Origin of the sequence: Micromonospora sp. WMMD735 (assembly GCF_049178995.1) — a bacterium.
Classification (GTDB): domain Bacteria; phylum Actinomycetota; class Actinomycetes; order Mycobacteriales; family Micromonosporaceae; genus Micromonospora; species Micromonospora wenchangensis.
This window is the reverse complement of the sequence record NZ_JBMHMJ010000002.1, coordinates 563,855-590,217: the sequence shown is the minus strand read 5'-3', so window position 1 is coordinate 590,217 and position 26,363 is coordinate 563,855. Positions and strand designations below refer to the sequence as shown.

Annotated in this window: 23 protein-coding genes; 7 read left to right on the top strand and 16 right to left on the bottom strand. The window is 74.5% G+C overall.

What is annotated here, in order from left to right; genetic code table 11:
• Positions 1–136 precede the first annotated feature (136 nt).
• Together ACN268_RS02630 and ACN268_RS02625 are read right to left on the bottom strand one after the other, a co-directional pair.
• Positions 137–1,459 carry an FAD-dependent oxidoreductase gene (locus ACN268_RS02630; protein ID WP_421481543.1) on the bottom strand — a complete coding sequence of 441 codons (1,323 nt, stop codon included), beginning with the start codon at positions 1,457–1,459 and terminating at the stop codon, positions 137–139.
• On the bottom strand, positions 1,459–2,043 hold the full coding sequence (locus ACN268_RS02625) for a 4'-phosphopantetheinyl transferase family protein (protein ID WP_421481542.1): 585 nt from the start codon (positions 2,041–2,043) through the stop codon (positions 1,459–1,461). Before ACN268_RS02625 ends, ACN268_RS02630 begins: the two co-directional genes overlap by 1 nt.
• Positions 2,044–2,239: 196 nt before the next feature.
• Between ACN268_RS02625 and ACN268_RS02620 the strand changes: the two genes are divergently transcribed.
• Positions 2,240–3,259: a methyltransferase gene (locus ACN268_RS02620; RefSeq protein WP_421481541.1), complete on the top strand. Its 1,020-nt coding sequence runs from the start codon at positions 2,240–2,242 to the stop codon at positions 3,257–3,259.
• 49 nt (positions 3,260–3,308) lie between these two features.
• Here the strand turns inward: ACN268_RS02620 and ACN268_RS02615 are convergent, their stop codons facing one another.
• Genes ACN268_RS02615 through ACN268_RS02600 form a run of 4 tightly spaced genes read right to left on the bottom strand, consistent with a single transcriptional unit; the run spans position 3,309 to position 7,408 of the window.
• Positions 3,309–4,238 carry an acyl-CoA thioesterase domain-containing protein gene (locus tag ACN268_RS02615; protein WP_421481540.1) on the bottom strand — a complete coding sequence of 310 codons (930 nt, stop codon included), beginning with the start codon at positions 4,236–4,238 and terminating at the stop codon, positions 3,309–3,311.
• Positions 4,235–5,494: a glycosyltransferase gene (locus tag ACN268_RS02610; protein WP_421481539.1), complete on the bottom strand. Its 1,260-nt coding sequence runs from the start codon at positions 5,492–5,494 to the stop codon at positions 4,235–4,237. The genes ACN268_RS02615 and ACN268_RS02610 overlap by 4 nt, the downstream gene beginning before the upstream one ends.
• On the bottom strand, positions 5,457–6,377 hold the full coding sequence (locus ACN268_RS02605; RefSeq protein ID WP_421481538.1) for an SDR family oxidoreductase: 921 nt from the start codon (positions 6,375–6,377) through the stop codon (positions 5,457–5,459). The genes ACN268_RS02610 and ACN268_RS02605 overlap by 38 nt, the downstream gene beginning before the upstream one ends.
• Complete coding sequence (locus tag ACN268_RS02600) at positions 6,374–7,408, bottom strand: ketoacyl-ACP synthase III family protein (protein WP_421481537.1); 1,035 nt, start codon at positions 7,406–7,408, stop codon at positions 6,374–6,376. The genes ACN268_RS02605 and ACN268_RS02600 overlap by 4 nt, the downstream gene beginning before the upstream one ends.
• 329 nt (positions 7,409–7,737) lie before the next feature.
• Here ACN268_RS02600 and ACN268_RS02595 point away from each other — a divergent pair, with 329 nt between their 5' ends.
• Positions 7,738–8,016, top strand: a complete 279-nt coding sequence (locus ACN268_RS02595) for a phosphopantetheine-binding protein (protein WP_363654658.1) — start codon at positions 7,738–7,740, stop codon at positions 8,014–8,016.
• A gap of 169 nt (positions 8,017–8,185) precedes the next feature.
• Here the strand turns inward: ACN268_RS02595 and ACN268_RS02590 are convergent, their stop codons facing one another.
• A complete protein-coding gene (locus ACN268_RS02590) occupies positions 8,186–14,632 on the bottom strand; it encodes a type I polyketide synthase (protein ID WP_421481536.1) in 6,447 nt (2,148 codons plus the stop codon).
• Between the two features lie 343 nt (positions 14,633–14,975).
• Here ACN268_RS02590 and ACN268_RS02585 point away from each other — a divergent pair, with 343 nt between their 5' ends.
• From ACN268_RS02585 to ACN268_RS02575, 3 genes are read left to right on the top strand one after another with little or no spacing between them, the layout of a single operon-like run.
• On the top strand, positions 14,976–15,797 hold the full coding sequence (locus ACN268_RS02585) for a glycosyltransferase domain-containing protein (RefSeq protein ID WP_421481535.1): 822 nt from the start codon (positions 14,976–14,978) through the stop codon (positions 15,795–15,797).
• A complete protein-coding gene (locus ACN268_RS02580; RefSeq protein ID WP_421481534.1) occupies positions 15,794–16,492 on the top strand; it encodes a class I SAM-dependent methyltransferase in 699 nt (232 codons plus the stop codon). The genes ACN268_RS02585 and ACN268_RS02580 overlap by 4 nt, the downstream gene beginning before the upstream one ends.
• Before the next feature lie 52 nt (positions 16,493–16,544).
• On the top strand, positions 16,545–17,495 hold the full coding sequence (locus tag ACN268_RS02575) for a hypothetical protein (protein ID WP_421481533.1): 951 nt from the start codon (positions 16,545–16,547) through the stop codon (positions 17,493–17,495).
• Between the two features lie 115 nt (positions 17,496–17,610).
• Here ACN268_RS02575 and ACN268_RS02570 read toward each other — a convergent pair whose 3' ends face one another.
• The 5 genes from ACN268_RS02570 to ACN268_RS02550 form a co-directional block, all read right to left on the bottom strand.
• On the bottom strand, positions 17,611–17,871 hold the full coding sequence (locus tag ACN268_RS02570; RefSeq protein ID WP_421481532.1) for a hypothetical protein: 261 nt from the start codon (positions 17,869–17,871) through the stop codon (positions 17,611–17,613).
• A gap of 137 nt (positions 17,872–18,008) precedes the next feature.
• Entirely contained in the window at positions 18,009–18,419 is a 411-nt protein-coding gene (locus ACN268_RS02565; protein WP_421481531.1) for a hypothetical protein, read from the bottom strand.
• Positions 18,420–18,633: 214 nt separating this feature from the next.
• Positions 18,634–19,308, bottom strand: a complete 675-nt coding sequence (locus ACN268_RS02560; protein ID WP_421481530.1) for a hypothetical protein — start codon at positions 19,306–19,308, stop codon at positions 18,634–18,636.
• Between the two features lie 135 nt (positions 19,309–19,443).
• Positions 19,444–20,025, bottom strand: coding sequence for a TetR/AcrR family transcriptional regulator (locus ACN268_RS02555; protein ID WP_421481529.1), 582 nt, complete (start codon positions 20,023–20,025; stop codon positions 19,444–19,446).
• A gap of 13 nt (positions 20,026–20,038) precedes the next feature.
• Positions 20,039–21,547, bottom strand: a complete 1,509-nt coding sequence (locus ACN268_RS02550; protein WP_421481528.1) for an MFS transporter — start codon at positions 21,545–21,547, stop codon at positions 20,039–20,041.
• A 123-nt stretch (positions 21,548–21,670) separates the two neighbouring features.
• On the opposite strand from ACN268_RS02550, the gene ACN268_RS02545 reads away from it, so the two are divergent.
• Positions 21,671–22,060, top strand: coding sequence for a YybH family protein (locus tag ACN268_RS02545; RefSeq protein ID WP_421481527.1), 390 nt, complete (start codon positions 21,671–21,673; stop codon positions 22,058–22,060).
• Positions 22,061–22,085: 25 nt separating this feature from the next.
• Here the strand turns inward: ACN268_RS02545 and ACN268_RS02540 are convergent, their stop codons facing one another.
• The 3 genes from ACN268_RS02540 to ACN268_RS02530 form a co-directional block, all read right to left on the bottom strand.
• Positions 22,086–22,970 carry a fructosamine kinase family protein gene (locus ACN268_RS02540; RefSeq protein WP_421481526.1) on the bottom strand — a complete coding sequence of 295 codons (885 nt, stop codon included), beginning with the start codon at positions 22,968–22,970 and terminating at the stop codon, positions 22,086–22,088.
• Positions 22,967–23,611: a hypothetical protein gene (locus ACN268_RS02535; RefSeq protein WP_421481525.1), complete on the bottom strand. Its 645-nt coding sequence runs from the start codon at positions 23,609–23,611 to the stop codon at positions 22,967–22,969. Before ACN268_RS02535 ends, ACN268_RS02540 begins: the two co-directional genes overlap by 4 nt.
• Positions 23,612–23,695: 84 nt before the next feature.
• Positions 23,696–24,934: a hypothetical protein gene (locus tag ACN268_RS02530; protein WP_421481524.1), complete on the bottom strand. Its 1,239-nt coding sequence runs from the start codon at positions 24,932–24,934 to the stop codon at positions 23,696–23,698.
• Between the two features lie 117 nt (positions 24,935–25,051).
• Here ACN268_RS02530 and ACN268_RS02525 point away from each other — a divergent pair, with 117 nt between their 5' ends.
• Complete coding sequence (locus ACN268_RS02525; protein ID WP_421481523.1) at positions 25,052–25,516, top strand: DIP1984 family protein; 465 nt, start codon at positions 25,052–25,054, stop codon at positions 25,514–25,516.
• A 224-nt stretch (positions 25,517–25,740) separates the two neighbouring features.
• Here ACN268_RS02525 and ACN268_RS02520 read toward each other — a convergent pair whose 3' ends face one another.
• On the bottom strand, positions 25,741–26,328 hold the full coding sequence (locus ACN268_RS02520; protein WP_421481522.1) for a nucleotidyltransferase family protein: 588 nt from the start codon (positions 26,326–26,328) through the stop codon (positions 25,741–25,743).
• Between the last annotated feature and the right edge of the window lie 35 nt (positions 26,329–26,363).

Genomic DNA, 26,363 nt, shown 5'->3' with positions numbered 1-26,363 from the left:
GGCGGAAGAGCAGGGCCCTGCGGTGACCCGGGACGGGCGGCAGTCACCCACACATCGACATCATTGATGGCCTTCATTAAAAAACGGGATGGGTCGCCCCGAAGCGTCCCGAGCGCCACGCTTCGGACGGGCCGGTTCACCGCCGGCGCAGCGCCGCCGCCCCGACCCGCCAGAGGATCTCCGGACGGCGCAGCCGGGCGGGGCCGGCCGTCAGGTTGACGACCTCCAGGAAAGCCCGGTGGACCACCTCGTCGGTCACGGTGGCGTGCTGGACCGCCTCGGCCAGGCCCCGGCGCAGCCGCCAGCCGAACGGTCGGGCGACGGTCACGTGCGGCAGGTAGCAGTCCTGCGCGGCGGAGAAGTCCCAGGCGTCGTCCACCACCGCCCGCACCCGCCGGAAGTACCCGTACGCCGGCCGGTCCACCGCGCCCGGCTCGGCGAGCCACTCGCCGAGCGCGACCGCCTGCAGGGCCGCCACCGAGATGCCCTGTCCGTAGGTCGGGTTGAACGAGGCGACCGCGTCACCGATCGCCACCAGCCCGGCGGGGAACCGGTCCAGCCGGTCGAAGTCCCGGCGGACGCTGTCGGGAAAGCGGTGCACGTACACCTCGCTGGCCGGCTCGCACGCGTCCGGCAGCAGCCGCAGCGGGGTGGCCGGGTCCGACCGGCAACGCTGCAGGAACCCGCCCAGGTCACGGCCCGGCCGCCGGTCGCCGTAGCCGCTGACCAGCGTCAGCCAGCGGTTCCCCTCGACGGGCGTCATCGAGCTGGGTCCGGTGCGCGCCCGGCTCGGCGTGTGGACCGAGTACACCGCCACGTGCCCGGCCAGCCGCTGGCCGGGTTCCCGGTGGAACAGGCAGGTGGCGTAGCCGAGGTCCAGGGCCATCCGGCGTTTGTCGGGGGCGGGGTAGCCGAGCCGGCCGAGCCAGTCGGCCAGCCGGCTGGACCGCCCGGTGGCGTCCACCACGAGGTCCGCGCCGTGCCGCTGGGCGTCGGTGTGGCCCGGGGCGCGCACCAGCGCCCCGTCGACCCGGCCGGCGGTGGCGGTGAGCCCGACCGCGGTCCCGCCGACCAGGGCCACGTTGGGCAGCGCGAGGACCCGCCGGCGGAGGTGCCACTCCAGGAACGGCCGGGACACGCTGACCACGCTGCCGCCACGTACCGGGACCTTGGCCCGGCCGTTGAGGAACCACTGCGCGCCACCGGGACCGCTGGTGACCAGTTGGCCGCCCTCGCGCACCATCTGCCGTACGACGCCGGGCAGCAGCCGGTCGATGACCGTCCGGCCCCGGCCGAGCAGGGTGTGCGCCTGGCTGCCGTGCGGCGCGCCACGGCGGATCACCGGGGCGTCCGCCAACCGGTCGGGCTCGACGATCCACACGTGGTCGGCGTGGTCGGCCAGGACCCGGGCGGCCACCAGGCCGGCGATGCTGCCGCCGAGGACGAGCGCGGTCCGCATCAGCGACCGACGGCCGGCCGGGGGCGGCCGGGCCACGCCGACGCGCGGGCGACCGCCAGGACGTGACCTGGCAACTCCCGGTGGGTCACCAGGACGCCGGGGGCGTCGACGGCGGCCCGCCACGCCGGTGGCGCCGGCGGCGCGGTGCGCCAGCGCAGCAGCCGGCCGCCGCACAGCCCGGTGCCGTGCAGCTTGGCCACCGCCTCCTTGCCGGTCCACAGCGCCAGGAAGTCGACGCCGAGCCGTTGCGCCGGCCGACCGCGTAGCCAGTCGGTGTCCTCCGGGGCGAACCACCGCCGGCTCAGCGCCACCGCGGGCAACGGGCGCAGCGCCTCCACGTCGACGCCGACCGGTCCGTGTCGGGACACCGCAACCGCGACCAGGCCACGGGTGTGGCTGACGCTGGTGTGCCAGCCGGTGGCGACACCGCGCAGCACCGGCGCACCCGTCGCCGTGTGCTCCACGGTCACCGCGGCCGGCGGGACGCCGGCCAGCGCCGCGGCCGTCTCGACGAGTAGCGCGCGGGCCGTCGCCCGCCCGTCGTCCACCGTGCGGCGCAGCCGCACCACCAGGTCAGCCGGCACGACGGTACGCCCCGACGGAGCACCCGACCGCAGCGACCGCACCCATTCGATCCCCCACGGCTCCCCATTGACGACAATTGTCAGCGCACCCTGGTTAATGCGAGGATGACCGGGCCGAATCGACCATACCGAGGCGCCTGCGGGCCCGGCCCGCACTTCTCTGGACATTCACTAGAGTCTCAGTGGAGGGCCATCCGTGGCGCGTGACGACGATTACTTCCGCAAGCGGCTGCTCACGGTGCTCTGTGCCACCTGGACGGCGCAGGCGTGTTCGGTGTTCGCCCTGCTCGGCCTGGCCGACCGGATCGCCGCGGGCACCACCGGCGGCGGCGAGCTGGCGACCGCCGCCGGACTGGACCCGGTGGCGCTGCGCCGGTTGCTCGCCGCGCTCGCCGACGCCGGTGTCCTGCGCCAGACCGGTCCCGACGACTTCGTCCTGTCCGGCATGGGGGAATACCTGCGCACCGACGTCCCCGGTTCGGTCCGCGACACGGCGGTCCTGTACGGCCAGGAGGTCTTCGCCTCGTTCGCCGGCCTGCTCGACACCGTCCGCACCGGCCGGCCGGCCTTCACCGACCGCTTCGGCGAGTCCTTCTACGAGTACCTGGGCGGGCATCCCGAGCTGGCCGCGACGTTCAACGGGGCGATGTCCACCGCCCCGGAACCGCCGCCGCCCCCCGCCCGGCTGTTCGACGACGCCCGTACGGTGGTGGACCTCGGTGGCGGCGACGGCGGCCTGCTCGCCGACCTCCTGCGGGCCCGCCCCGGGCTGCGCGGGGTCCTCGTCGAGCTGCCCGAGGCCGCCGCCCGGGGACGTGCCCGGCTCGCCGCCGCCGGGGTCCTGGACCGGGTCGACGTCGTCGTCGGCAGCTTCTTCGACCGGGTGCCCACCGGCGGGGACCGGTACGTGCTGCGGCGGGTCCTGCACAACTGGGACGACGGGAACGTCGCCCGGGTGCTGGCCCGGGTACGGGCGGCGATGCCGGCCGGGGCGCGGCTGCTGGTGCTGGAGGAGCTGCTGCCGGCACAGCCGCAGCGGGCCGGCGCCGGCGCGGGCACCTGGGGGGCACCCCGCAACCGGATCGTGGATCTGCTGATGCTGGTCCTGATGGAGGGCCGGGACCGCACCGCGGCGGAGTACGGCCGGCTCCTCGCCGACGCCGGCTTCGCCGTCGCGGGCGTCACCGACGGCGCGATCGAGGCAGTCCCGGTCTGAGCCGGCGGACCGGCCCCGACCCGCCGGGGCCGACTCGTCGTTTCCCGGCTCAGCGGGCGGACCGGGTCAGCAGCAGCCCCTCCTGGGCCACCGTGGCCACCAGGTCGCCGTCGCGCGTGTACAGCCGACCGGTCGCCAGGCCACGACCGGCCGCCGCCCACGGGCTGTCGCAGTCGTACAGCAGCCACTCGTCGGCCCGGCAGGGTCGGTGGAACCACACCGTGTGGTCGATGCTGACGCCGAGGTCACCCGGACCCCACTCGGTCGTGTGCCCGGCCACCATCGCGCTGAGCAGCAGGGGCAGATCCGAGACGAGCACCAGCGCGCCGGCGTGCAGCGACGCGGCGTCGGGCAGCCTCCCGGCCACCCGTACCCAGGCCCGACGGTGTGCCTCGCCCGCCCGCTCCCCGTCGGTCCGCCCGCCGGGCGGCGGGCCGAGGTACCTGACGTCGAACGCGAAGAGCATGTCCTGCACGGCGGCCAGCCGATCGGGCGCGTCGGCGAGCAGCCGGGCCAGGGTCGGCACCTCGTGCGGCGGCGTGACCTCGGGCGCGGGCCGCCCGTGCGCCGGGCCGCTGCCGGGGTCGTGGAACGAGGCGGTCAGGAAGAAGATCGGGGTGTCGCGCTGGAGGGCGACCACCCGCCGGGCGGACATGGACGGGCCGTCGCGCAGGGTCTCGACCAGGTAGGTGACGGGCCTGCGGCTGTCGCCCGGCCGGGTGAAGTAGGCGTGCAGCGAGTGCACCGGTCGACCGGAGCGCACGGTGTGCGCGGCGGCGGTCAGCGCCTGGGCGGCGATGAGCCCCCCGTACCGGCGGGTGGTGCCCCGCGTCGTGCCGCGTCCGGAGAACACCCCCGCGACGGGCACCAGCCGGTCCGTGCTGACCGACGCGGGGTCGACGGGCAGCAGGTCGAGCAGCCCGACCACCTCCTCGACGACCGCCCGGCCACGGTCGGCGGCGGTCGGTGCACCGCTCATCGGGCGAGGTACCTGTCGACCTCGTCGGCGGCGACGAGCGTGCCGTGGGGTTCCGCGCGCATCTGCTCGCCGAGCTGTGCCGCGCGCCGCCGCAGCGCGGCGGTGGTCAGGCGGGACATGCCGGAGCGCAGCACGTCCTCGGACAGGTCGGTGAACCGCACGTGCACACCGACGCCGAGCCGTTGCAGCTGGTGGCCCCAGAACGGCTGGTCGGCGTAGGAGGAGCAGACCATCGTGGGGATGCCCGCGCGCACACCGGCGGCGGTGATGCTGGCGCTGCCGTGGTGCACCACCATGGCACAGTGCGGCAGCACCAGGTCGTAGTCCACGTAGGGCACCACCCGCAGCTCCGGTGACGTGGACGGCGCGACCCCGGCCAGGCCCCAGCCGGTGGCCACCAGGGCACGTACCCCCAGCGACCGGCAGACCCGCCCGATGCCCGCCATCATCGCCGCCGGGTCCGCCACGTGCGTGCTGCCGAACGTCAGCAGGGCCGGCGGTTCGCCCGCCGAGAGCCATCCCGCGAGCTCCGGATCGAGGGTGGACATCCCGGCGCGGTCCAGGTCGTCCGGGGTCAACCGGAGGTCACCGACGATCGGCCGGTAGGCGTCCCAGGTCAGGCCCGGCACCAGGGTGGGACTGTAGCCCTGCAGCTCCAGCGGTCGCCGCAGCTGCTTCGGGGGCGGCGGCATCGCGGGGAGGCCGAGCTGGCGACGGAACGCGAACATCAGGTCCCGCCGGTACCGCCAGGCCCGTCGGGTGTAGTGCAGGTAGGTGGCCCGGTTCGCCGCGGCGGTCGGCAGCGGGTCGAGGGCCACCAGCGGATGCGGCACCACGTCGTTCGGCCGCGACGGCGTGAGGTCGTACGCGATCAGCGGGACGTCGTACGCCTCGGCCAGGGTCGCGGCCCACTGCTCACTGACCACGGCGCAGACGATGGCCTCGGTGCCGGCGGTGATCTCGATCGCCTCGTCGCCGAACCGACGGCCGTAGTCCCGGTACGCCTCGATCGTGATCTGGAGGAAGGAGTCGAGGGTGCTCTTGGTGACCCACTCCCGGCCCCGCTCGGTCTGCATCATCGACTGCTGGTTCCAGCCGACCGGCACCACGTCGAGGCCGAGCTGCCGGGGCAGGTCGACCAGGTTCATCGACGCCCCGACGCGTACCTCGTGGCCGTGGCGGGCCAGCTCGGCGGCGAGTGCCGTCAGCGGATAGACGTCACCGCGGCTGCCGAGCGCCAGGACGGTGATGCGCATCGTCGTTCCCCTCTGGTCCTCGGTGCGGCGTCAACCCGTCGCCTGCGTTCAGGTCGGTGGAGAACGCGAGTTCCCGCTGGTCCTCCAGGTCCGCCAGGCGCGCGGTCAGGCCGCGCCGGATCGCGGCGTACGCGTCGCTGCCGAGCGCGAGTCGCAGCGGGGCGGTCGGCCCGGTGGCGACGTCGACCACGGCGGCGGCCATCTTCGCCAGGTCGCCACGGCACGGCAGGCGGCCGTCCTGCGCCCGGCGACGCAGGATCGCCGCCGGGGTGCCCGCGTAGCCGGGCGACGCGGTGGTCAGTTCCTTGCTCCGTCCGAAGAATCCGGTGCTCACGGTGCCGGGCTCGACGATCGTCACGCCTATCCCGAAGCCCTTCACCTCGGCGGCCAGCGACTCGAAGAAGCCCTCCACGCCCCACTTGGTGGCGCAGTAGACGGCCGTGCCGGGTGACCCCCGTTGCCCGGCCATGCTCGACACCTGGATGATCCGCCCGCCGCCCTGCGCGCGCAGGTACGGCAGCACCGCCCGGGCCAGGTGGATGGGGCCGGTCAGGTTGGTGCGGATCTGCCTGTCGACCTGCTCGCCGCTGGCCTCCTCGGCCGCGCCGACCAGCGCGTAACCGGCGTTGCTGACCACCACGTCGAGGCGGCCGAGCGCGCGGGCGGCGTCCTCGACGACCTGCCGGATCTGCTCCGGATCGGTGACGTCCAGTCGGGCCGTCCACAGTGTTCCCGCGCCGGAAGGTCGCAGGTCGGCCAGGGCGCGCGGATCGCGGGCGGTGGCCGCCACCGTCTCGCCCCGGGCGAGCAGTTCGGTCACCAGCGCCCGGCCGATCCCGGTCGAGCTGCCGGTGACGAACCAGACACGCGGGGACGCGGTCATGCCCCGGCCCACTCCGGGACGTCCAGGATCTCCAGGACCGCGCAGGACAGGGTGGCCGGTGCGCCCCCGTACAGCAGCAGGTGGTCACCGGCGGCGAGCTGGCCGGTGACCAGCAGGTGGTTGAGCGACAGCAGCTGGTCGCTCGCGCCGGTGTGGCCGACGCCGCGACCGAACTGCCAGGTGGTGCGCTCCATCGTGATGCCCAGCGGCTCCACCAGGTCGTGCTGCACCATGTACGCCGCCGCGTTCCCGCAGATGACCCGGGTCATGTCGGTCAGCTTGCGGTCCGCCTCGTCGAGCGTGCGGTCGATCAGGTCGAGCCGGGCCCGGTTCCTCAGTTCGGCGGCGTCGGTCAGCGACATCACGTTGTCGCGGAAGTACTCGGCCCGTTCGCGCATGTCGATCGTGCGGCCCTGGCCCGCCGCCGGTGGGTACAGCGGCTCGCCGCCCCGGTACAGCGGCTCCACCTCGGGCACCGCGACGCTGCCCACGGCGCGTACCCGGGCGAAGCCGTGGTCGCGGTCCAGCAGCAGCGCGCTGCCGGCGTCGCCCAGGATGAACCCGGGTGCCGAGTTCCACCTGTCGATCAGCGGCGAGCCGAGGTTCTCCGCCGTGGTCACCAGCACCGTCGCGCCGGCCGCCGCGCCGGCCAGGTGCCCGGCGGCGATCTCCAGCGCCGCGAACACGCCGTTGCAGCCCAACCGGACCTCGAACGCGGGGGCCGCCGTTCCGACGACCTCCCGCTGGATGTACGGGCCGGGCAGCCACATCTCCGGGCCCTGGTGGTGGATGGAGGCGTGCAGCACCAGGCCGATCCCGGTCGGGTCGGCGGCGGCGCGGGTCAGCGCCTGACGGGCCGCGTGCACGGCCATCTCCGGCGGTGAGACGTCCCCGGCGATGCAGGTGCCGGTCAGCCGGTTCTCCAGGTAGGCGGCCGGGCTGTAGTCGCCGCGCCGGGCGGCCTGGCCGGCGTCGACCACGGGGGGTTGGAAGACACCCAGCCCGGACAGGTGAACGTTGGTGATCTTCAAGCGCGTCTCCCGGGTCGGCCGGCCATGGCGCCACGTCCGCCTATCGCAAGGACTGTAGTTGCCCCGCGCGCCGGGGCGGTGCACGTGACCTCGACGCCTGACTGAGAACTGCTCGAGTTCCGCCGCCGCTCCGCCTTGCGCACCCGTGGAGGCCATTTCCGGCGCATTGACCGCCGCGAGTGCCCGTTGATAGCTTCGGCCCACTCATTTCGGCAGTACGTCGTCGACCGACGTGATGACGCCGCAGGTCGTCGGTGACGGAGGACGACGTCGTCGACCGACGCCGGCCCCGCCGCTCCCGCGCCATCCGACAGGAAGGTAGCCCCACCATGTCAGCCGACGAGGTCCTGGCGTTCACCCTGCAGTCGCTGCGCGAGATGAACTTCTACACCGACGACACCGGCCCCGACTCGATGCTCGGCCCGTCCGGTGTGGACCTCGACTCGCTCGCCGTGTCCGAGCTCGCGCTGCGGGTCGAGGACCAGTTCGGTGTGACGTTCGACGACGACGACATCGAGACCCTCGCCATCATGACGCTCGGCGAGTTCGCCGCGGAGGTGGCCCGGCGGGCGGAGCTGATCCCGCAGGCCGACGCGGCCCGCGGCTGACGGCGCGACGGGCGACACCCGACGTACGACATGGTGGCGGTGACCGGCGCGTCCGGTCACCGCCACCGTTCGTGCCGGGCCCCGGCCGCGCCGGTGAGCGGGGCCGGGCGGACCGGGGCCGGCGGACGGCTACGCGGGGCGACCCGCACCGCCCACCGGCCCGGCCCCGTCAGCGGCGGCCGGCCTCGCCCAGCTGGCTGAACACCTCGCCAGCCAGCTCGGCGACGCTGTGGCCGCCGAGCATCTTCGCGATCGGCAGCAGCATCCCCAGGTCGCGCTGGACCCGGGTGCGGACCTCCACGGCCATCAGCGAGTCCAGGCCCTGCCGCTTGAGCGGCCGCCGGGTGTGCACCTGCGCCGACGGCATGCCCAGCACCTCCGCGAGGACCTGGGCCAGGTAACGCTCCACGGCGTCCCGGTCGGTCAGCGTGCCGGCCACCCCGGCCCCCGCCTCCCCTGGCCCCACCGGTGCGGGAGGGGTCGGCACGGGGGCGGGTGGGGCGGCGGTGACCGGGGCCGTGGTGACCGGGGCGGTGGCCTCGGGTCGCGCCGGGGGTGGGGAGGTGGACGGCGGCGACCAGGGCACGACGGACGCCGGGGCGGCGGGCGCGGCGACGGCGGTGGGGTCGGCGAGCAGGTCACGCAGTAGTGGCGAGGTCGCCGCGTCCGGGTGCGCGGTCGCCCACCGCCGCCAGTCCGCCGGCAGCACCACGCCGTGGGTGGCGTCGCGGGCCAGCAGCAGGCGCAGCGCCTCGATGCCCTCCCGGGGGCTGAACGTGTCCATGCCGGCCGGGTTGATCGCCCGGCCGTGCTCCCGGCCGACCCGCGCGGGCATGCCGACCGACCAGAAGCCCCAGTTCACGCTGAGCGCGGTCTGACCGGCGAGCCGGCGCTGGTCGGCCAGCGAGTCCAGGGCGGCGTTCGCGGCCGCGTACGCGCCGAGCATCGGGGAGCTGAGCACCGCCGAGCCGGAGGAGAACAGCACGAAGAAGTCCAGCGGCTGCCCGGCGAACAGCCGGTGCAGCACGGCCGCGCCGGTGACCTTCGGGCGCAGGACCGCCGACAGGGTCCGGTCGTCCAGCTCGGACAGGGCGCGGTACTCGATCACCCCGGCGGCGTGCACCACACCCCGGATCGTCACGCCGTCGGCCTCGTGCCGCCCCACGACCGCCCGCATCGCCTCCTCGTCGGCCACGTCGACCGCCTCGTACGCCACCCGCACCCCGTGCCGCCGCAGCTCCGCCAGCCGGTCCGCGCCGCCGGTCCCCGACAGCGGGGTACGCCCGGTGAGCACGATGTGCCGGGCCCCCTCGCGGACCAGCCAGTCGGTGACCACCCGGCCGAGGTCGCCGAGCCCACCGGTCACCAGGTAACCGGCGGTCGGATCGATCCGCACCGGCCGGTGCGGGGCCGGGGCGGGCTGCGGCGCGGTCAGCTCCCCGACGGACACCAGCACCTTGCCCACGTGCCGGGCCTGGGCCATGTGCCGGAACGCGCCGACCAGGTCGGTCGCGGAGAAGACGCGGTACGGCAACGGTTCGAGCAGACCGGCCTGCACCAGGGTCAGCGTCTCCTGAAGGATCGCGCCGAGCCGGCGTGGTTCGTTGAGCCCGAGGTCCACCACGTCGACCACGAAGAACGACGCCCCGCGCGCCAGCAGCCGCAGGTCGAGCCGGGTGCCCTCGACCAGGTCACGCCGGCTCAGCTCGACGTAGCGCCCCCGGTCGGCCAGCAGCTCCACGCTGCGGAGCAGGCCCTCCCCCGCCTGCGTGTTGAGCACCACGTCGACGCCCTCGCCCCGGGTGGCGTCCCGGATCTCGTCGGCGAACCCGGTGCCCCGCGAGTCGGACACGTGCGTGACGCCCATCATCCGCAGCAGCGCGCGTTTGTCCGGGCTGCCGGCGGTGGCGTACACCTCGGCACCGCGCCACCGGGCCACCTGGACCGCGGCCAGCCCCACCCCGCCGGTGGCGTGGTGGATCAGGACCCGTTCGCCGGGCCGCACCTGCGCCAGCTGGACCAGCGAGTGGTACGCGGTGACCATGGCCACCGGCACGGTGGCGGCCTCCTGCGCGGTGAGCCGGGCCGGCCGTCGGCGTACCAGGTGCGCGTCGACGCAGAGGTGGCTGGCGGCGGGTACGCGCAGCGAGATCGCCACCACCTCGTCGCCGGGCCGCAGTCCGGCCACGCCCGGTCCGACCCGGGTGACCGTGCCGGCGCACTCGCCGATCATGCTCGCGGGCTGGTCGGACAGGCGCGGATACAGGTCCATGGCGATCAGCACGTCGCGGTAGTTCAGGGCGAGGTGGTCGGCGCGGACCTCCACCTCGCCCGGCCCCGGCGGCCGGCGCGGCACCGGCACCAGGCGCACCCCGTCGAGCAGGCCGGGCGAGGTGACCTGGAGCTGGTGGGCGACGTCGGCGTCGGCCGGCCGGCCGGCGGGCGTGGGCAGCAGGCGGGCGGCGTACCGCTGGCCGTCGCGCAGCGCCACCTGGTCCTCCGGCCCGACACCTGCCAGTTCCCGGTCCAGCGCGGCGGCGAGTTCGGCGGACGGGCCCGCCGGGTCCAGGTCGACGAGCGCGCAGCGCAGTTCCCGGTGCTCGTGGGCGACGACCCGGCCCAGGCCCCACAGCGCGCCCTGCCACATCGACACGGTCCGGTCGGCGTCGCGCACCCGGTGTGCGCCCCGGCTCACCAGCGACAGCCGGGGCGGCTCGGGTAGGCCGGCGTCGGCCAGCGCCCGCAGCAGCCGCAGGACGCTGCCGCAGCCGAGGCGTTCGGCCTCCCCGGCCGCCTGCTGCGCCGACTGGGAGCTGTCAGGCTCGTCAAGCGTCCAGAGGTGCACCACCTCGGTCGGCGCGAGGCCGTCGAACCCGGCCCGGACGTCGGCGAGCAACCGCCGGTACTGTGCCGGTGCCGTCGGGTCGATCTCGTACCGGTCGGCCGCCAGCCGTTGGTATCCGCCGCCCGCGAACACCCGGACGTCGGCGGGCAGTGCGTCGCCGACGCCGGACCGGTCGGCGAAGACCAGCCGGCGCTCGGCCGGCCGGGGCGCGTCGGGCAGCGCCGGCAGCGGCTGCCACCGCAGCTCGTGGAACCATCCGTCGGGGTCGCGTACCGAGTCCGGGGGTTGCAGGTACTGCAGGCGCAGTCCCTCGATCTCGACGATCACCCGGCCGTCGGCGTCGGCCACCACGAGGTCGCCACAGACCGAGTCGGACCGCCAGGCGGTGACCGCGACGGCGTGCGCCCAGCCGGGGACGCCCGAGTCGGGGTGGATCGTCACCGCGTCGATGCCGCCTAGGACGAACGCCGACGACCGGTCCTCGGCCGGGATCAGCGACGCGAGGACCTGCCCGCACGCGTCCAGCAGCGCCGGGTGGCAGGTGTACCCGGCCGGGTCGACCCCGGCGGGCACCTGGATGCGGCCGAGTGCCTGACCGTCGCCCGTCCAGAGTTCCGCGACGCCCTGGAACGCGCCCTGCCACTCGTTGCCCCGCGCGGCGAAACGGCGGTAGAAGTCGACCCCGGTGAGCTGGTCGGGGCAGGCGGCACGGGTCGCCTCCACCGGCAGCCGGCGTCGTTCGGGCGGCGGGGTGCGGGTGACCGTCGCGGTGACGTGGGTCGTCTCCGCCCCGGTCACCGCCACGTCCCAGGTGTCGGGCCCGCGCGGGGTGAACGTGGTGGACAGCGCGGGCGGCGGCTGGTCCGGGCGCAGGAACAGCGCGTCGAGATAGCGGATGTCGCGCAGCACGGGTGTCTGCCCGGCGCAGATCCCGGCGGCGGCGGTGTGCAGCAGCTCGACGTACGCGGTGCCCGGCACGACCACGGTGCCCTGCACCCGGTGATCGAGCAGGTACGGCTCCCGGGCCGGGTCGACGACCCGGTCCACGCGGTGCGGGGCCGGCTGTCCGGCCGGGGTCGGGGCGAGCCAGTACCGCTGGCGCTGCCACGGGTAGGAAGGGAGCCGCACGTAGCGGGGCGGGGGCCCGCCGACCACCCGGCGCCAGTCGACCGGGCAGCCGGCGCGGTGCAGGGCGGCGACGGTGTCGAGCAGGCTGGCCCGTTCCGGCTCGTCGCGGCGCAGGCAGCCGACGGCGGCACCGTCGGTCCCGGCCGCCGCCAGGGTCTCCTGGATGGCCGGCAGCAGGATGGGGTGCGGGCTGATCTCGACGAACACCGTGTCGCCCGATCCGGCGAGGTGTGCCACCGCGGCCCCGAACCGCACCGGTTCGCGCAGGTTGCGGATCCAGTAGGCGGCGTCCCAGCCGGAACCGTCGCAGGGGGCGTCGTCCACGGTGGAGTACAACCGGACGTGACCCGCGCGGGGGGTGACGTCGCCGAGGTCGGCCAGCAGGTCGTCGCGGAGCTGGTCCATCTGCGGGCTGTGCGAGGCGACGTCGACCCGGACCTGCCGGCAGAACACGCCGCGTTCGTCGAGGCCCGCGACGATGGTGGCCAGCGCCTGCGGGTCGCCGGAGAGGACCGTCGAGGTGGGGCTGTTGCTGACCGCCACGGACACGAGGTGCTCGTGGCCGGCCAGCGCGGCCCGGGCGTCGTCGGCGGACAGCTCCACCGAGTACATGACGCCCTGCCCGGCGACGGTGCGCAGCAGCCGGCTGCGCCGGCAGATGACCGCACCGGCGTCGGCGAGGCTGAGCGCGCCCGCCGCGCCGGCCGCCGCCACCTCGCCCATGCTGTGCCCGACCACGTGGTCGGGCTCGACGCCCCAGTCGCGCAGCACGGCGCAGAGCGCGGTCTGCATCGCCCACAGGGTCGGCTGGACGGTGTCGATGGACGCCGGGGCATCCGTCTCCCCCGTCAGCCGGGCCAGCAGCGACCAGCCGACCTCGGCGCGGATCACCTCGTCGCAGCGGGTGAGCGTGTCGCGGAAGACCGGTGAGCGGGCCAGCAGTTCGCGGCCCATGCCGTCCCACTGCGAGCCCTGCCCGGGGAAGACGAAGACGACCGTGGGCCGGTCGCCGTCCACCGGCGCGGACGCGGTGCCGCCCAGCCGGGGGCGGGACTCACCGGCGGCGTACGCCCGAAGCCGCTCGACCAGGTCGTCGGGTGACGCGCCGACGGCGGTCAGCCGGTTCTCGTGGTGGTCCCGGCGGGTGGCCGCGCTGAAGCACACGTCGCGCAACGGCAGGTCCCGCCCGTCGCCACCCGGCCCGAGGAACCGCGCGTAGTCGGTGGCGAGGGCGGTGAGCGCCTCCCGGTCGGGTGCGGAGAGCACCAGGAGCTGCGCGGCGTCCCCGTCGGGCGTGTCACCGTCGGCGGGCGCGGGCGCGGGCGCCGGTGGGGTGTACTCGCCGAGCACCACGTGCGCGTTGGTTCCGGAGATGCCGAACGAGCTGACCCCGACCAGGCCCGGCCGGTCGGTCTGCGGCCAGGGGGTGCGTTCCCGCACCAGCCGTAGCCGCAACCCCGCCCAGTCGACCGCGTCGGTCAGCTCGGCGGCGTGCAGGCTCGGCGGGATCTCCCGGTGCTGGAGCGCGAGCACCGCCTTGATGACCCCGGCCAGCCCGGCGGCCGCCTCGGTGTGGCCGATGTTCGTCTTGACCGAGCCGACCAGGCAGTGCCCGTCCCGGCCCGCGCCGGCCACCGCGCCGAGGGCGCCCAGCTCCACCGGGTCACCGGCCGGGGTCCCGGTGCCGTGCGCCTCGACGTAGTCCACCAGCGTGGCGGACACGCCCGCGTCGGCGTACGCAGCGCGCAGCGTCTCCTCCTGGCCGGGCTGGGAGGGTGTGAGCAGGTAGCCGCCGGACTGGCCGTCGTTGCCGACCGCGGAACCCCAGATCACCGCGTGGACGGCGTCGCCGTCGGCCTCGGCCCGGTCCAGCGGTTTGAGCACCAGCACGGCGACCCCCTCGCTGCGGACGAAGCCGTCGCCGTGGGCGCTGCCGAACCTGCACCGGCCGTCGGCGGAGAGCATCCGGGCCGCCGAGAACGGGATGGTCTCCTCGGGGGCGATCACCAGGTTCACCCCGCCGGCCAGCGCCAGTTGGGTCTCCCCGTTGCGCACGCTCTGGTAGGCCAGGTGCAGCGCCGCGAGGCTGGAGGAGCAGGCGCAGTCCACCGCCATGCTGGGGCCGCGCAGGTCGAAGGCGAAGGACACCCGGCCGGCCAGGAAGCTTCGTGCGCCGCCGGTCGCCGCGTGCAGGTCCAGCACCGACGCGTCGCTGAGCAGCTGCCCGTACGCCGAGGACATGCCGCCGACGTAGACGCCGGTGCGGGTGGTGGACAGCCGGTCGCGGGTCAGGCCGGCGTCGGCCAGCGCCTCCGCCGCGGTCTCCAGCAGCAGCCGCTGCTGGGGGTCCATCCGTTCCGCCTCCCGGGGGGCCACCCCGAAGTAGCCGGCGTCGAACTGGTCGATCTGGTCGAGGAAGCCGCCCCGGCGGCTGACGATCCGGTTCGGCGTGCCCGGCCGCGGGTCGTGGTAGGCGTCGATGTCGTACCGGCTGGCCGGCACGTCGGTGATCGCGTCGCCGCCGTCGCTGAGCAGACGCCAGAACTGCGCCAACCCGTTGGCACCGGGAAACCGGCAGCCGATGCCCACCACGGCGACCGGTGTCCCGCCCGGTGTGTGCGCCGACTCGTCCCGTCCGGTCATCCGCCCCGCCTCTCTCGGCGTCGTGTGCTGGCTGCGCCCCGAGTCTTCCGGCCACCGCTTGGGAACGGCTTGAGAAACCACGGACGCCGGTGGGCAGACCCGCTCGCCTTCCGGTCGGAACCGTCGGCGCGGGGTCCCGGCCGGCAGTGCCCGGCGGTGGCCGTCCTTGAGAACGGCTCGACGACAGCTCTCGGACAGGGCCGGGGACGATGCCACGGGTCGACAACGACCATCGTGGATCGATAGTTTGGCAGCCGGTCCGACCCCGGCCCACCGGTCGGGCACCAGGGCGCAGCCGGTGTGGTCCAACGGCACGAACCGTCAGCACGATTGGACGCCGACCATGAGGGTCATCACCATCGCCACCGACCTCGAACACCCCTTCCTGCAGCGGCTGCTGGCGCCGTCCTGCGCGGCGGTGGGGCTCGATCTGGTCGTCCTGGAGGGCCGGCAGCGGGGGTTCCGGCCCCGGGACAAGCGGGCGCTGCTCACCGACCACCTGGCCCGGCACGTCCCACGGGACGAGCTGGTGCTGTTCACCGACGCGTACGACACGCTCCTGCTGCGCGGGGAGGAGTACATCCGCACGGCGTACGCGGGCTTCGCGCAGCGGATCGTGTTCAGCGCCGAGCCGAACAGCTGGCCGATGGGCCCCGTCGGTCTCGCGTTGCACGAGGACCCGCCCGTCGGCCCGTACCCGTATCTCAACAGTGGCGGTTTCCTCGGGCCCGCCGGTGACCTCCTCGCCCTGTGCGCGGCGTATCCGGACCCCCCGAGCGGGCGGTTCCCGCTGCTGAACCGGCTGCGGGCGCACCAGGTCGACACGGACCGGCTGCACGGCACGAGCGACCAGTACTACTGGACCCTCGTGCAGCTTCTCGAACCGGACACCGTCGGGCTCGACCACGGGGCCGTCCTGTTCGAGAACTTCGCGCCGAGGGTCACCAACTTCTGCGAGCTGAACCGCTGGACTGACGACTTCCGCACCCACGGCAGGCAGTCGGCGAGCTACCGGCGGGAACGTTCCCGGCTCCTGTCGCGGCTGCGCACGCCCAGCGGGGCGGCCCAGGTGCACTTCGCCTCCGCCCTGGCCAAGACGGTGGTGCTGGACCTGCTCGACGAGGGTCTGCTGCCCTCCTGGCTGGTGGGGATGGTGCCACGGTGACCGCGCGACCGGAGTACGAGCAGCGCCACCGTCCGTCGCTGCAACGCAACGAACTCCAACGCAACGACCTGCTGGCCATGCAGGCGCTGGCCCCGCTGTCGCTGACGTACCTGCCGTGGAGCGCGAGCGCCATGCGACCGAGCGGGGTGGTCGCGGTGCTCAACGAGATCATGGTCAACCGGCGGCGGTGCGTCGTCGAGCTGGGCGGTGGCGTCTCCACCTTCTACATCGGCCGGCTGCTGCGGCAGCGGGGCGGGCACCTGTGGACCGTGGAGCACGACGAGCGCTGGGCGGAACTGCTCGGTCAGGAGCTGGCGGGCGAGGGTCTCGGCGACGTGGTGACCGTGGTGCACGCCCCCCTGACACCTGTCGAGTCCCGCTGGCCGGACGAGGAGTCGACCTGGTACGAGCAGCGCCGCCTCGCGGAGATGACCGCGGGCCGGGCCGTCGACCTGCTCCTTGTCGACGGCCCTCCCGCCTACCGGGCGGCGAACGCGCACGCCCGCCATCCCGCCGGGCCCTTCTTCGCCGCGCGGTTCGCCGCGGACTTCGCCGTGGTGCTCGACGACATCGACCGGGAGGGTGAGCAGGACATCATGCGGTGCTGGGAGGAGGAGCTGGGGGTGACGTTCGAGCACCGCCCGACCAACGGCCGGATCGGCATCGGTCGGCCCGGACCGGCGTTCACGGTGTGAGCAGGGCCGGTGCCCCGCGGCGGGCCGGGTGCCGGCTGGCTAGCATCGCCCCATGATCGAGGAGCTGGTCCGGCAGGTGTCCGTCGGTGACGACGAGGCGGTCGAGGAGCTGTCCCTGGTCGCGGACGCCGAGCCGGGCAGGCTGACGCCGCACCTGAGTTCGCTGCTCGACCACGATGTGCTGTGGCCGGGAAAGCTGTACCGGGCGGCGGACGCCGACGTGGTCCGTCGGATCGTCGCGCGCGTCGACGGGGGGCGGACGCCGGAGCAGCTCAACCACCTGCTGGTCGCCCTGGCGCACACCGCCCACCCGCTGGCCGAGGACGCCCTGCGTCGCTGGTCGGCACAGCCCCCGCCCGGCGCGGACGCGCTGCACGTCGACATCCTGGACTACGCGCCCGAGGGCGGCTGGACGGTCGACCCGCAGGGCCACCGGCGCGACCTGTGCGGTGACACCGCGTACCGGTGGATCATGCGCGAGGCACCACGGCGGCCGGACGGGGCGAACTGCCCGTGGTGCGCGTCGCCGCTGTGGACGGCTGCGGACCTCGACCCGGCGGACCCCGCCGTCGGTGTCGCGTTGGCGCACACCGGCTGGTCCGGCCGCCTGGTGATCGGGACGTGCCATTTCTGCGCCTGTTACACGACGCTGTACAGCCGGGTCACACCGGACGGCGGCACCGAGTGGTGGACCGGAAACACCCGCCCCGACCATCTCGGCCCCGCCGGGGTGGAGGATCCGCCCGCGCTGCTGCCCGTCCCCGGGGAGGTCCGGCAGAGCCCCTACCAGGCCAGCGCGTGGGACCGGGGCGGCTCGACGCTGGGCGGCCGGCCCGACTGGATCCAGGACGCCGACCACCCCGACTGCCCCGGGTGCCGGCAGCCGATGGACTACGTCGGTCTGGTCGGCGGCGCGGACCTGGACGAGTACGGCGAGGGCGCCTACTACCTGCACCTGCACCGGCCGTGCGGGTTCGCCGCCGTCAACTACCAGCAGAGCTGACCCGGGCGGTGCCCCGGGGCGGCCACCCGCACCGGGGTGACCGCCCGTTCGGCGTACCGGAGGCGGTGGCCTGCGGCAGGCGGTGGTCGGGGGTGGACGGACCGTTCGTCGGGGCTCAGCCCGCGATCGCGGCCCGGAAGTACCAGCCGTTGTACTGGCTGTCGGGCAGGGTGCGGTAGACGCAACTGCTGCCCGCCTCACCCCAGTAGCTGGCGTCGATGCGCCACTGCTCGCACTCCTCGTACGTGGCGAAGGCCCCGTTCCATTCGAACGGCACGGCGGCGGCCGGGGCCGGCTGGACGGTGAAACTGACGGCGGCCGCCGCGGTGGCGACCACCGCGAGTCGGGTGAACCGGCGGCGCATCGGCTGGGGCATGGGGGTCCTTCCGCAGGGGTGACGGGACTGTGACCGATCGTAGATCCACAGTGGCCGATCGCTGATCCACCGTTCGGGCAGGCCCCCGGGAGGCCGGCGCGGGGCGGCCGGGCCGCCCCGCGCCCGCACGCGAGATCTCAGTCGTGGACGCCGACGTGGAAGTTGAAGACCGCACCGTTGCGCTTGAGGGTGAGGTTCCACTTCCCGCCGTTCTTCAGCACCTCCGGGCTGGAGTTCGGATACCGCTGGAGGAACCACTCCTCCAACCGCTGCGCCTCCGCGGCGGCGAGTACCCCGACCTCACCGATCGCCGCCGCGTGGTGCGGTTCCTGGTTGCAGCCGGCGTTGAACCGGTAGCTGGTGTCGCGGTTCCACCGGCCGCTGCCGAGCATCGTGACCGTGACCGGGCCGGATTGCTGGAACGCCAACTGCGGGACCGCGGGGTCGGCGACGACCACGCCGGGTGGTGTCTCCAGGGACGGGAACGGCACGGCCACCGTCTCGATGACGGCCTGCGATGCCCAGTTGAAGTCGACCTCGAACGGCATGCCCATCCTCCTGACCGGGGTGTCCCGTGCGCCGGCCTGTCGCGACGGCACGTCGACGTGACCCATCATGGGCGGGACCCGGCGTCACCTGACGGCCACTGTCCGTGCCCGGACACTGCCGACCAACCGACAGCGTCCGGCACGGCCCGGCCCCGGCGGGCGGTGGCGACGTCGACCGTCGGTGACGGACCGGTCGTCGCGCCGCCGGCCGTCGTCAGCAGACGGCGCGCTGACCGGAGTAGTGGACGCCGATCCGGCCGACCACGGTCAGGTCGGTCAGGGCGGTGTCGGCGGCGCGGTTGACGTAGCAGGAGTACCGGTGCTGGTTGATCACCTCGAGGTGGATGTGCGCGCCACTGTCCCCGTTGACCTGGTAGCAGCTGGAGTACCGGAACCGGCCGGTCTCACCGAGCTTGGTCCACGGGCCGACCGAGGCGCCGACGACCACACCGCCGGGCTTGTTGTTCACGTGCATCACGTCCGCCCGGCCGACGACCCCGCCGGTCGTGGTGTCCCGGGCCTCCAGCCCGATCCGGTAGCCGCCGTCGGCGAGGTTGCCGGTCGCGCAGCCCGGACGGACGGTGACCACGGTGACCGCGACCGGGTGCCCGGCCGCCGTCTTGGTGCCGAACGGGGAGACGACGGTGGCCCCCGGGTTGCGGTAGATGTCGACCGCCCAGTCGTTGGTGTAGCCCCAGTTACCGAACACGATGTGGTGGTTGGCCGGCCCGGACCCGCCGAACCTGTTCCAGGTGGACGAGCCCTGGATCGGCGGGTACACCGCGATCGCGTCGGCGGTGTCGTGCGCGGCGGCCGGGGTCGCCGGTACGGCGACGGCTCCCAGTACGAGTGTGAGTGCGCCGAGCGTACGGGCGGTGCGGAACCTCATCGTGCCTCCGAAGGGTGTGCGGAGCGGAACGAAACCACCTCGCCGATCGACGAGAGTGGATGAGGATACCGCCTGTGGCGGGACGTCGACAGCCGCCGACGGCGCGGCCGTGACGGGCCGCGCGGGTCGCCCGGCTCAGGGCGTGAGCGTCTCCCACAGGTGCGGGTGCCGGGTCAGGTGCAGCAGCCGTTCCAACAGTCGCCGGTGGGCCGGGGTGTGCGTCGGGGCCCCCCACAGGGGCGCGCTTCCCATGCCGTCCGCCGCCGCGACCACGAGCGCCAGCACGTCGGCGGGCAGCCCGTCGGCGGCGAGGGCCGCCGCCAGCCGTTCCGCGTCGGCGCGGGCGAGTTCGGCGACCGCGGGCAGCGTCATGAGCTGGGTGACCAGCGCCATCGAGGCGCGTACGGCGGCGTCGTCGTCGGCGGGGGCGACCGACGCGCGCAGGTAGGCCCGGGTCAGCCGTCCCGGTGCGGTGTCGCTGGGGTCCAACGCGGCGTCGATGCCGGCCTGGAAGGAGGCGAGCTGGTCGCGGGCCAGTTCCAGGATCAGGTCGTCCTTGCTGGCGAAGTGGTAGATCAGGCCGCCCTTGGACACGCCGGCGAAGCGGGCGATGTCGTCCAGCGAGGCGTGGATCCCCCGGGCGCGGACGACGTCCGCGGCGGCGTCCAGCAGGGCACGTCGGGTGTCCTGCGGCGACCGGCCGGCTGTGCGTCCCACGGCGACACCGTACCTACGGCCGCGTGGGGCGCGGTGAGGGGATGAGCACCCAGGCCAGCACCGCCGCGCCGAGGGTCAGCGCCGCGGCGAGCGACGAGGTGACCTGCACGCCGGTGATGAACGCGTCCCGCGCCCCGGCGGCGGCCTGCGGCGGCAGCACCTGCAACGCCGAGCCCAGCGAGTCACGGACCCGGGCCGCGTCGGCGGCCGGCAGCCCGGACGGAACGCTCACCGCGTGCCGGTAGACCAGCGACAGCAGGGAGCCCAGCACCGCGATGCCCAGCACCACGCCGAGTTCGTTGGCGGTCTCGGTGATCGCCGAGACGGAACCGGCCTTGCGCGGGGGCGCGGCCGAGATGATGGCGTCGCCGGTCAGGGTCATCGCCAGCCCGATACCGAGGCCGATGGGCACGAGCGCCAACGCCAGCCACGGGTACGGCGCGTGCGCGGCGACCGCCACCCCGGCCAGCCCCGCGGCGGCCAGGCCCAGGCCGAGCGCGATGGCCCGGCCCCGGCCGAACCGGGCCACGACCGCAGCGATGATCACGACGACGACGATCGAGGCCAGGGTCGCGGGCAACTCGGCCAGGCCCGCCTGCAACGGGCCGAACCCCCTGGCGAACTGGAGGTACTGCGAGAAGAAGAACAACATGCCGACCAGCGCGAAGATGGCGATGACGTTGGCGACGACCGCCCCGAGGAACGCCGGGTTGCCGAACAGCTCGACGTCGAGCATGGGCTGTTCCAGCCGCCGCTGCCGCCGCACGAACAGCACCCCGGCGGTCACGCCGACCAGCAGGCAGGACACCGTCACGCCGTCGACGCCGGCCCCGACCACGTGCTTGACCGCGTACACCAGCGGCACGACCGCCGCCATGGACAGCACGGCGGAGAGCACGTCGAAGCGGCCCGGTCGCGGGTCGCGGGACTCCGGGAGCAGCAGCAGGCCGGAGACCACCACCAGGACCATCACCGGCACGTTGATGAGGAACACCGAGCCCCACCAGAAGTGCTCCAGCAGGAACCCGCCCACCAGCGGCCCGACCGCCGACCCGGCGCCGAAGGCGGTGGACCAGATGGCGATCGCCCGGGTCCGTTCCCCGCTGTCGGTGAAGATGTTGCGGATCAGCGACAGGGTGGACGGCATCAGCGTCGCGCCGGCCACACCGAGCAGCAGCCGGGCCCCGATCAGCGCCGGTGCGCTGGGGGCGAACGCCGCCAGCAGCGACGCCGCGCCGAACGCCACCGAACCGACCAGCAGGACCCGCTTTCGCCCGAACCGGTCGGCCAGGTTGCCCATCAGCACCAGCAGCCCCGCGAGGGTCAGCGAGTAGACGTCGCCGATCCAGAGGACCTGTTCCGCGGTCGGCGCCAGGCTCGCGGTCAGCGCCGGAACCGCCAGCGAGAGCACCGTCCCGTCGACGGCGAGCAGCAGCACCGCCGCGGCCAGCACGGCCAGCGCCGCCCACCGGCGGCGGGTGGACAGCACCGGAGCGGGAACCGGGGTCGAGGACGTGATCACGCCGGAACTGTACCGACCAGCCGGTACAGTTCGTCAGGGTGACCTGCCCCACCCCCGGCTGCCGGCCCACCGGAGCGCGGGCAACCCGGGTACGGGTGCCGGTCGGATGGCAGGGTGGGGCACATGGACAGGAAGCAGGTCGACGACTGGCTCGTCGGCTACGAGCGGGCCTGGCGCACGCCGGGCACGGACACCCTGGTCACGCTCTTCACCGAGGACGCGAGCTACCAGCAGGGGCCCTATCTGACCCCCGTGGTGGGCCTGCCGGCCATCGCCCGGATGTGGGAGGAACAGCGCGACGGCCCCGACGAGGTCTTCCGGATGACCAGCACGGTCGTCGCGGTCGACGGCGACACCGCCGTGTCCCGCCACGAGGTCCACTACGGCGACCCGGTCACGCAGGAGTACCGCGACCTGTGGGTGATGCGCTTCGCCGACGACGGGCGGTGCCGGTCGTTCGAGGAATGGCCGTTCTGGCCGGACCGGCAGCCGCCCGGGGTGCCGCAGTCGTGACCGGCGACACCCGGCCCCGGGCCGGTCAGGCCCGCGACCGGAACGGGGCCAGGGTGGCCCGGATCGTGTCGGCGGCACCCCAGTCGTCGTCGAACTGGGCCAGCACCGCCAGGTGCTGCCGCAACTGGATGATCGGCATGCGGTCCCGCCAGTCGGCGTCGAGGCCGGTCAGCTCGGCGTAGACGGCGAAGAACCGATCCGACTCCGGTGGGGCCGCCGTGGTCCACAGGTGCGCTAGGTCCACCTCGGCCCACAGGTACGACACCGCCGGGTCGATCAACGCCGCCCGTCCGTCCCCGGTGGACAACACGTTCTGCGACCACAGGTCGCCGTGCGTCAGGCAGGCCGGCCGGTCCGGCAGCAGCTCGGGCAGCCGGGCACACAGCCGTTGCACCGCGGCCCGGTCGGTGGCGTCGAGCGCCGCCCGCACCCTCGGCTCACCCAGCCAGCGCAGCAGGCGGTGCTCGGCGAAGAAGGCGAAGCCGTCGTCGGCCCAGGTGTTGACCTGCCGGCGACGCCCCAACCAGTTGTCCCGGTGCCAGCCGAAGCGGGGGTGGACGGTGCTGGTGTGCAGGTGGGCCAGCGCGTGCGCGAACCGCTCCCAGAACGCCCCGTCCTGCGGCCTCGGCGACAGCAGCGACAACACCAGCAGTTCGTGGTTCGCCACGAGCACGTCGGGGGTGGCCAGCCCACCCTGCTGCCGCAGGGCCGTCAGCCCCTCGGCCTCCGCGACGAAGGCGTCGCCGTCGGGCGCCTCGGCGAAGGTCTTGACGAAGACCGGCGGCGCGTCCCTGCGGTGGGCGATCCCGGCGAGCGCGGCGAGACCACCGCTCACCGGCTCGACGGTGACGACGTCACCGATCCCGGCCCGCAGCAACCGTTCGGCGAGCAGTTCCGTCGCTCCGGTCACCCGCCGGTGCCCTCTTCGGCGCCGTCGTGCTGGTCGCCGTCCAGATAGACGTGCTGGTGGCCGTGGCCGGCGTCGACGTTGACCTGGTCGAGTTGGGTGGCGGCGACGGACCAGGCGGCGGCGGCCTGCTCCGCCTGCCGTTTCGCCAGTGCCGTCAGCGCCGCCCGCTGCGCGGGTGGCCCGGTGACCGCGAGGAGGTACGACTCGACGGCCAGGGACGTCTGTTCCACCGCGCCGCGCAGGCCGCCGCGCGCCACGTTGGTCGCCGTGCTGCCCGACGGCGGGTTGGCGAACGGCTCCGCCGCCCGCAGCAGGGTCTGCTGCCACTGACGTGCCTGCTGCTGGTCGGCGGTCGGCTCGGCCCGCAGGGCGTCGAGCACGGGGGTGATCTCGTCGCGGAGGCGTCGGGCGGTGGCCGTCAGCTCGGTGATCTGCTGGGCGTCCCGCCTCGCCTCGGCCCGGCGCAGGTCGGCGATGGTCGACTCGGTGGCGTCCGGTCGACCGACCGCATAGCCGATGCCGCCGCCGACGAGGGCGACGACGAGCCCGATCGCGGCGACGACGGCGAGCCGGGACAGCCGGCGGCGTGGTGACGCCGACGCGGCCAGCAGATACGAGGGCCTACCGGTACGACGCGACACGTCATCTCCCTGCTCGACGGGGACTGGTCGCAGCATAGTGCCGTCCGGCGGGCGGCGGGTCGCCCGTTTGTCGACCCGCCGGGGTCACCGCAGCGCCACCACGGCCTCGGTGCCCCCGTGGTGGCGCAGCACGGTCTCCGGTGCCGGATCGTGGCGCAGCAGCGTGTGCCGGACGAGGTCGGTGCCGGCGGCGAGATCGTCGAAGACCGCGATGTCCACGCTGACGGCGTGGGTGACGTAGCCGCCGGAGGCGTCCCGGCGCATGCTGCTGCCGCCCTGCCCGGCGTGGCCCAGTCCGCGCTCGCGCAGCGCCCGGTCGAGGTCGCGGGTCACCGTGGTGGCGTACCCGCGCGGGTCGGACCGTCCGCCGACCTCCAGGTGCAGGCTCAGCCGGTGGCGACGGGCCGAGCGCAGCGCGCTCGGGCCGAACCACCTGGCGACGAGGGAGCCCTGCGGCGCGCCGGTGACCGTTTCGAGGATCCAGCAGACCTCGGCGGGGTGCGCGGGTTCGGCGAGTCCGCGCAGGAGCACCGGATGCCCGACGCCGGCGGCGGCGAGCGTCCGGCCGGTCTGCGCGGCCAGGCTCAGGTCACGGTCGGCGACGGCCCGGGCCGGCAGGTCACCGAGGGCGTCGCGCGCCGGCACGGGCACGGCGGCGGCGACGGTACGCCCGGCGGCGGCCAGCAGGTCACGCCAGGCGTCGAACGGGAACTCCGACCCCGGGCCGCGCAGGCTGTAGAGCGTGAAGTCGCCGCCCTGGTCCTCGTCCTGCTCGACGGTCCAGTTGCCGGCGTCGTCGCGCTGCCAGGTGACGCCTCTGCCGCGCCCGTCGCACCGGTACAGCCAGGAGCGGACCGTCGGCCAGTAGGCGGCGTCGTCGGGACCGGTCCCGAAGGCGGCGGCCAGCAGCGGGGTGACCGCGTCGAGGTCGTCGTGCTCGCCGAGCAGCACGAACCTGCTGACCAGCGCCAGCAGCGGGCCGGGATGCGGCAGGTCCGGGTCCCGCAACGCGACGGCCCGGGCGACCAGGTCCAGTTCGTCCCAGCGCAGGGCGTGCGGGAAGGGATGCGCGTCGTCGTCCCAGCCGAGCTGCAGCGGCTCGGTCACGCCGGGCGGGCACACCCCGAGGTTGAGCATGCCGAGATCGATGTCGATCTCCAGGACGAGGGTGTGACCGTCGCCGACGTCGGCCGTCAGCGTCCACCCGGGATGGTCCTCCCAGCGCTCGTCGTCGTCATCACCGTCGTCGCCCTCAGCGCGCTCGTAGGCCGACCAGAACGACGGGTCCTTCAGCAGGTCACGCAGGTCTGCGGGGAGAGGCACGCCGGGCATCGTACCCAGCCACCCCGACGTTCCCCCGGGGTCGGTCGGCGGCGCGGTCTCCCCCGGCGTCGGCGAAATGGGCGGCGGCGGTGATCTTCGCCGGTCATACTGGCGGGCATGAAGCTCGCCGAGGCCCTGGCGTTGCGCGCGGATGCGGCGCGCCGCGCCGAGCAACTCCGTGCCCGCATCGTGGCCAGCGCCCGGTTCCAGGAGGGCGAGACACCGGCGGAGGACGCGGCGGCGCTGCTGACCGAGGCCGGCGGGGTGCTCGGTGAGCTGGAGACGCTGATCCGGCGGATCAACCGCACCAACGCCGCCACCGTGGTCGACGGCGGCACGCTCACCGACGCCCTGGCCCGCCGCGACGTGCTCCGGCTGCGGCACGGCGTGGTCACCTCCGCGGCCAACGCCGCCGCCGGTGAGGGTCAGCGGGGGTTCCGGCAGCTACGCTCGGAGCTGAGGATGATCCCGGCGCTGCCGGTGGCGCAACTACGTGGCCAGGCCGACGACCTCGCCCGGCAGATCCGCGAGGTCGACACGCTGATCCAGCGGGCCAACTGGGAGGTCGACCTGCTGGACTGACGGGTTGCGGAGCAGGTAGCCGACGTGGAGGCGTGCACCGACCCGAGAGCCGGCGGGTATCCCGGCTCACTCCTGGCGCGCCGGAGGCAGGCGCGGGGGTTCGATTCCCCGGCCATACACCGCATGCCCAGCACAGCACACAGGTGACGGCGCACAGGGCACGGCACACCACCGGGTGCAGATCCACGACGGCGAGGGTGGGACAGGGGACCTCCGCAACCCGCTCACCGGTCGTCGGCGGCCGGGTCGACCACCCGTACGCCGGGCCAGCGTGCCGCCGGGCGCTGGCGGGCGAGTCGGCGTCGGGACACCTCGCGGCCGGCCCGGGTCGGGTTGTGCCGCCACACCCCGTCGAGCAGGTCGTCCAGGCCGTACGGCGCGCAGACCGCGATCCGGTCGTCGGCGAGCAGGCGTACCGCGACGGCGGTGGCGTACTCGGGCCAGGTGGCGACCGCCTCGGCGATGGTCCGCAGCGGGGCCACCGGGTCGCCGCCGAACGTCGCCGGGTACCAGGTGTGCACGGCGGCCTGGTTCTTCGCCTCCCACGGCGGCTGCGGCCAGGCCGTCGCCAGTCGCGCGGTGGCCCGGTCGTCGTTGGCGCGGGTCAGGTCGGTCGGGTCGAGGAAGACGACGTCGACATCCCGTACCGCCGACGGGTCGAAGCCGTGGCCGTACCGTCGGCCCCAGACCAGGTCCCGCACGACCCCCGCCCCGATCCACGCGTCCGGCAGGCCGGTGTCCCGGACCACCCGCAGGGCGCGCATCAACCACCCGTCGCCCCGGACCAGGTCCCGTAGTTCGTCCTCGCGCACCCGACCAGCCTAGGAGCAGTCACCGTCCACCGTCG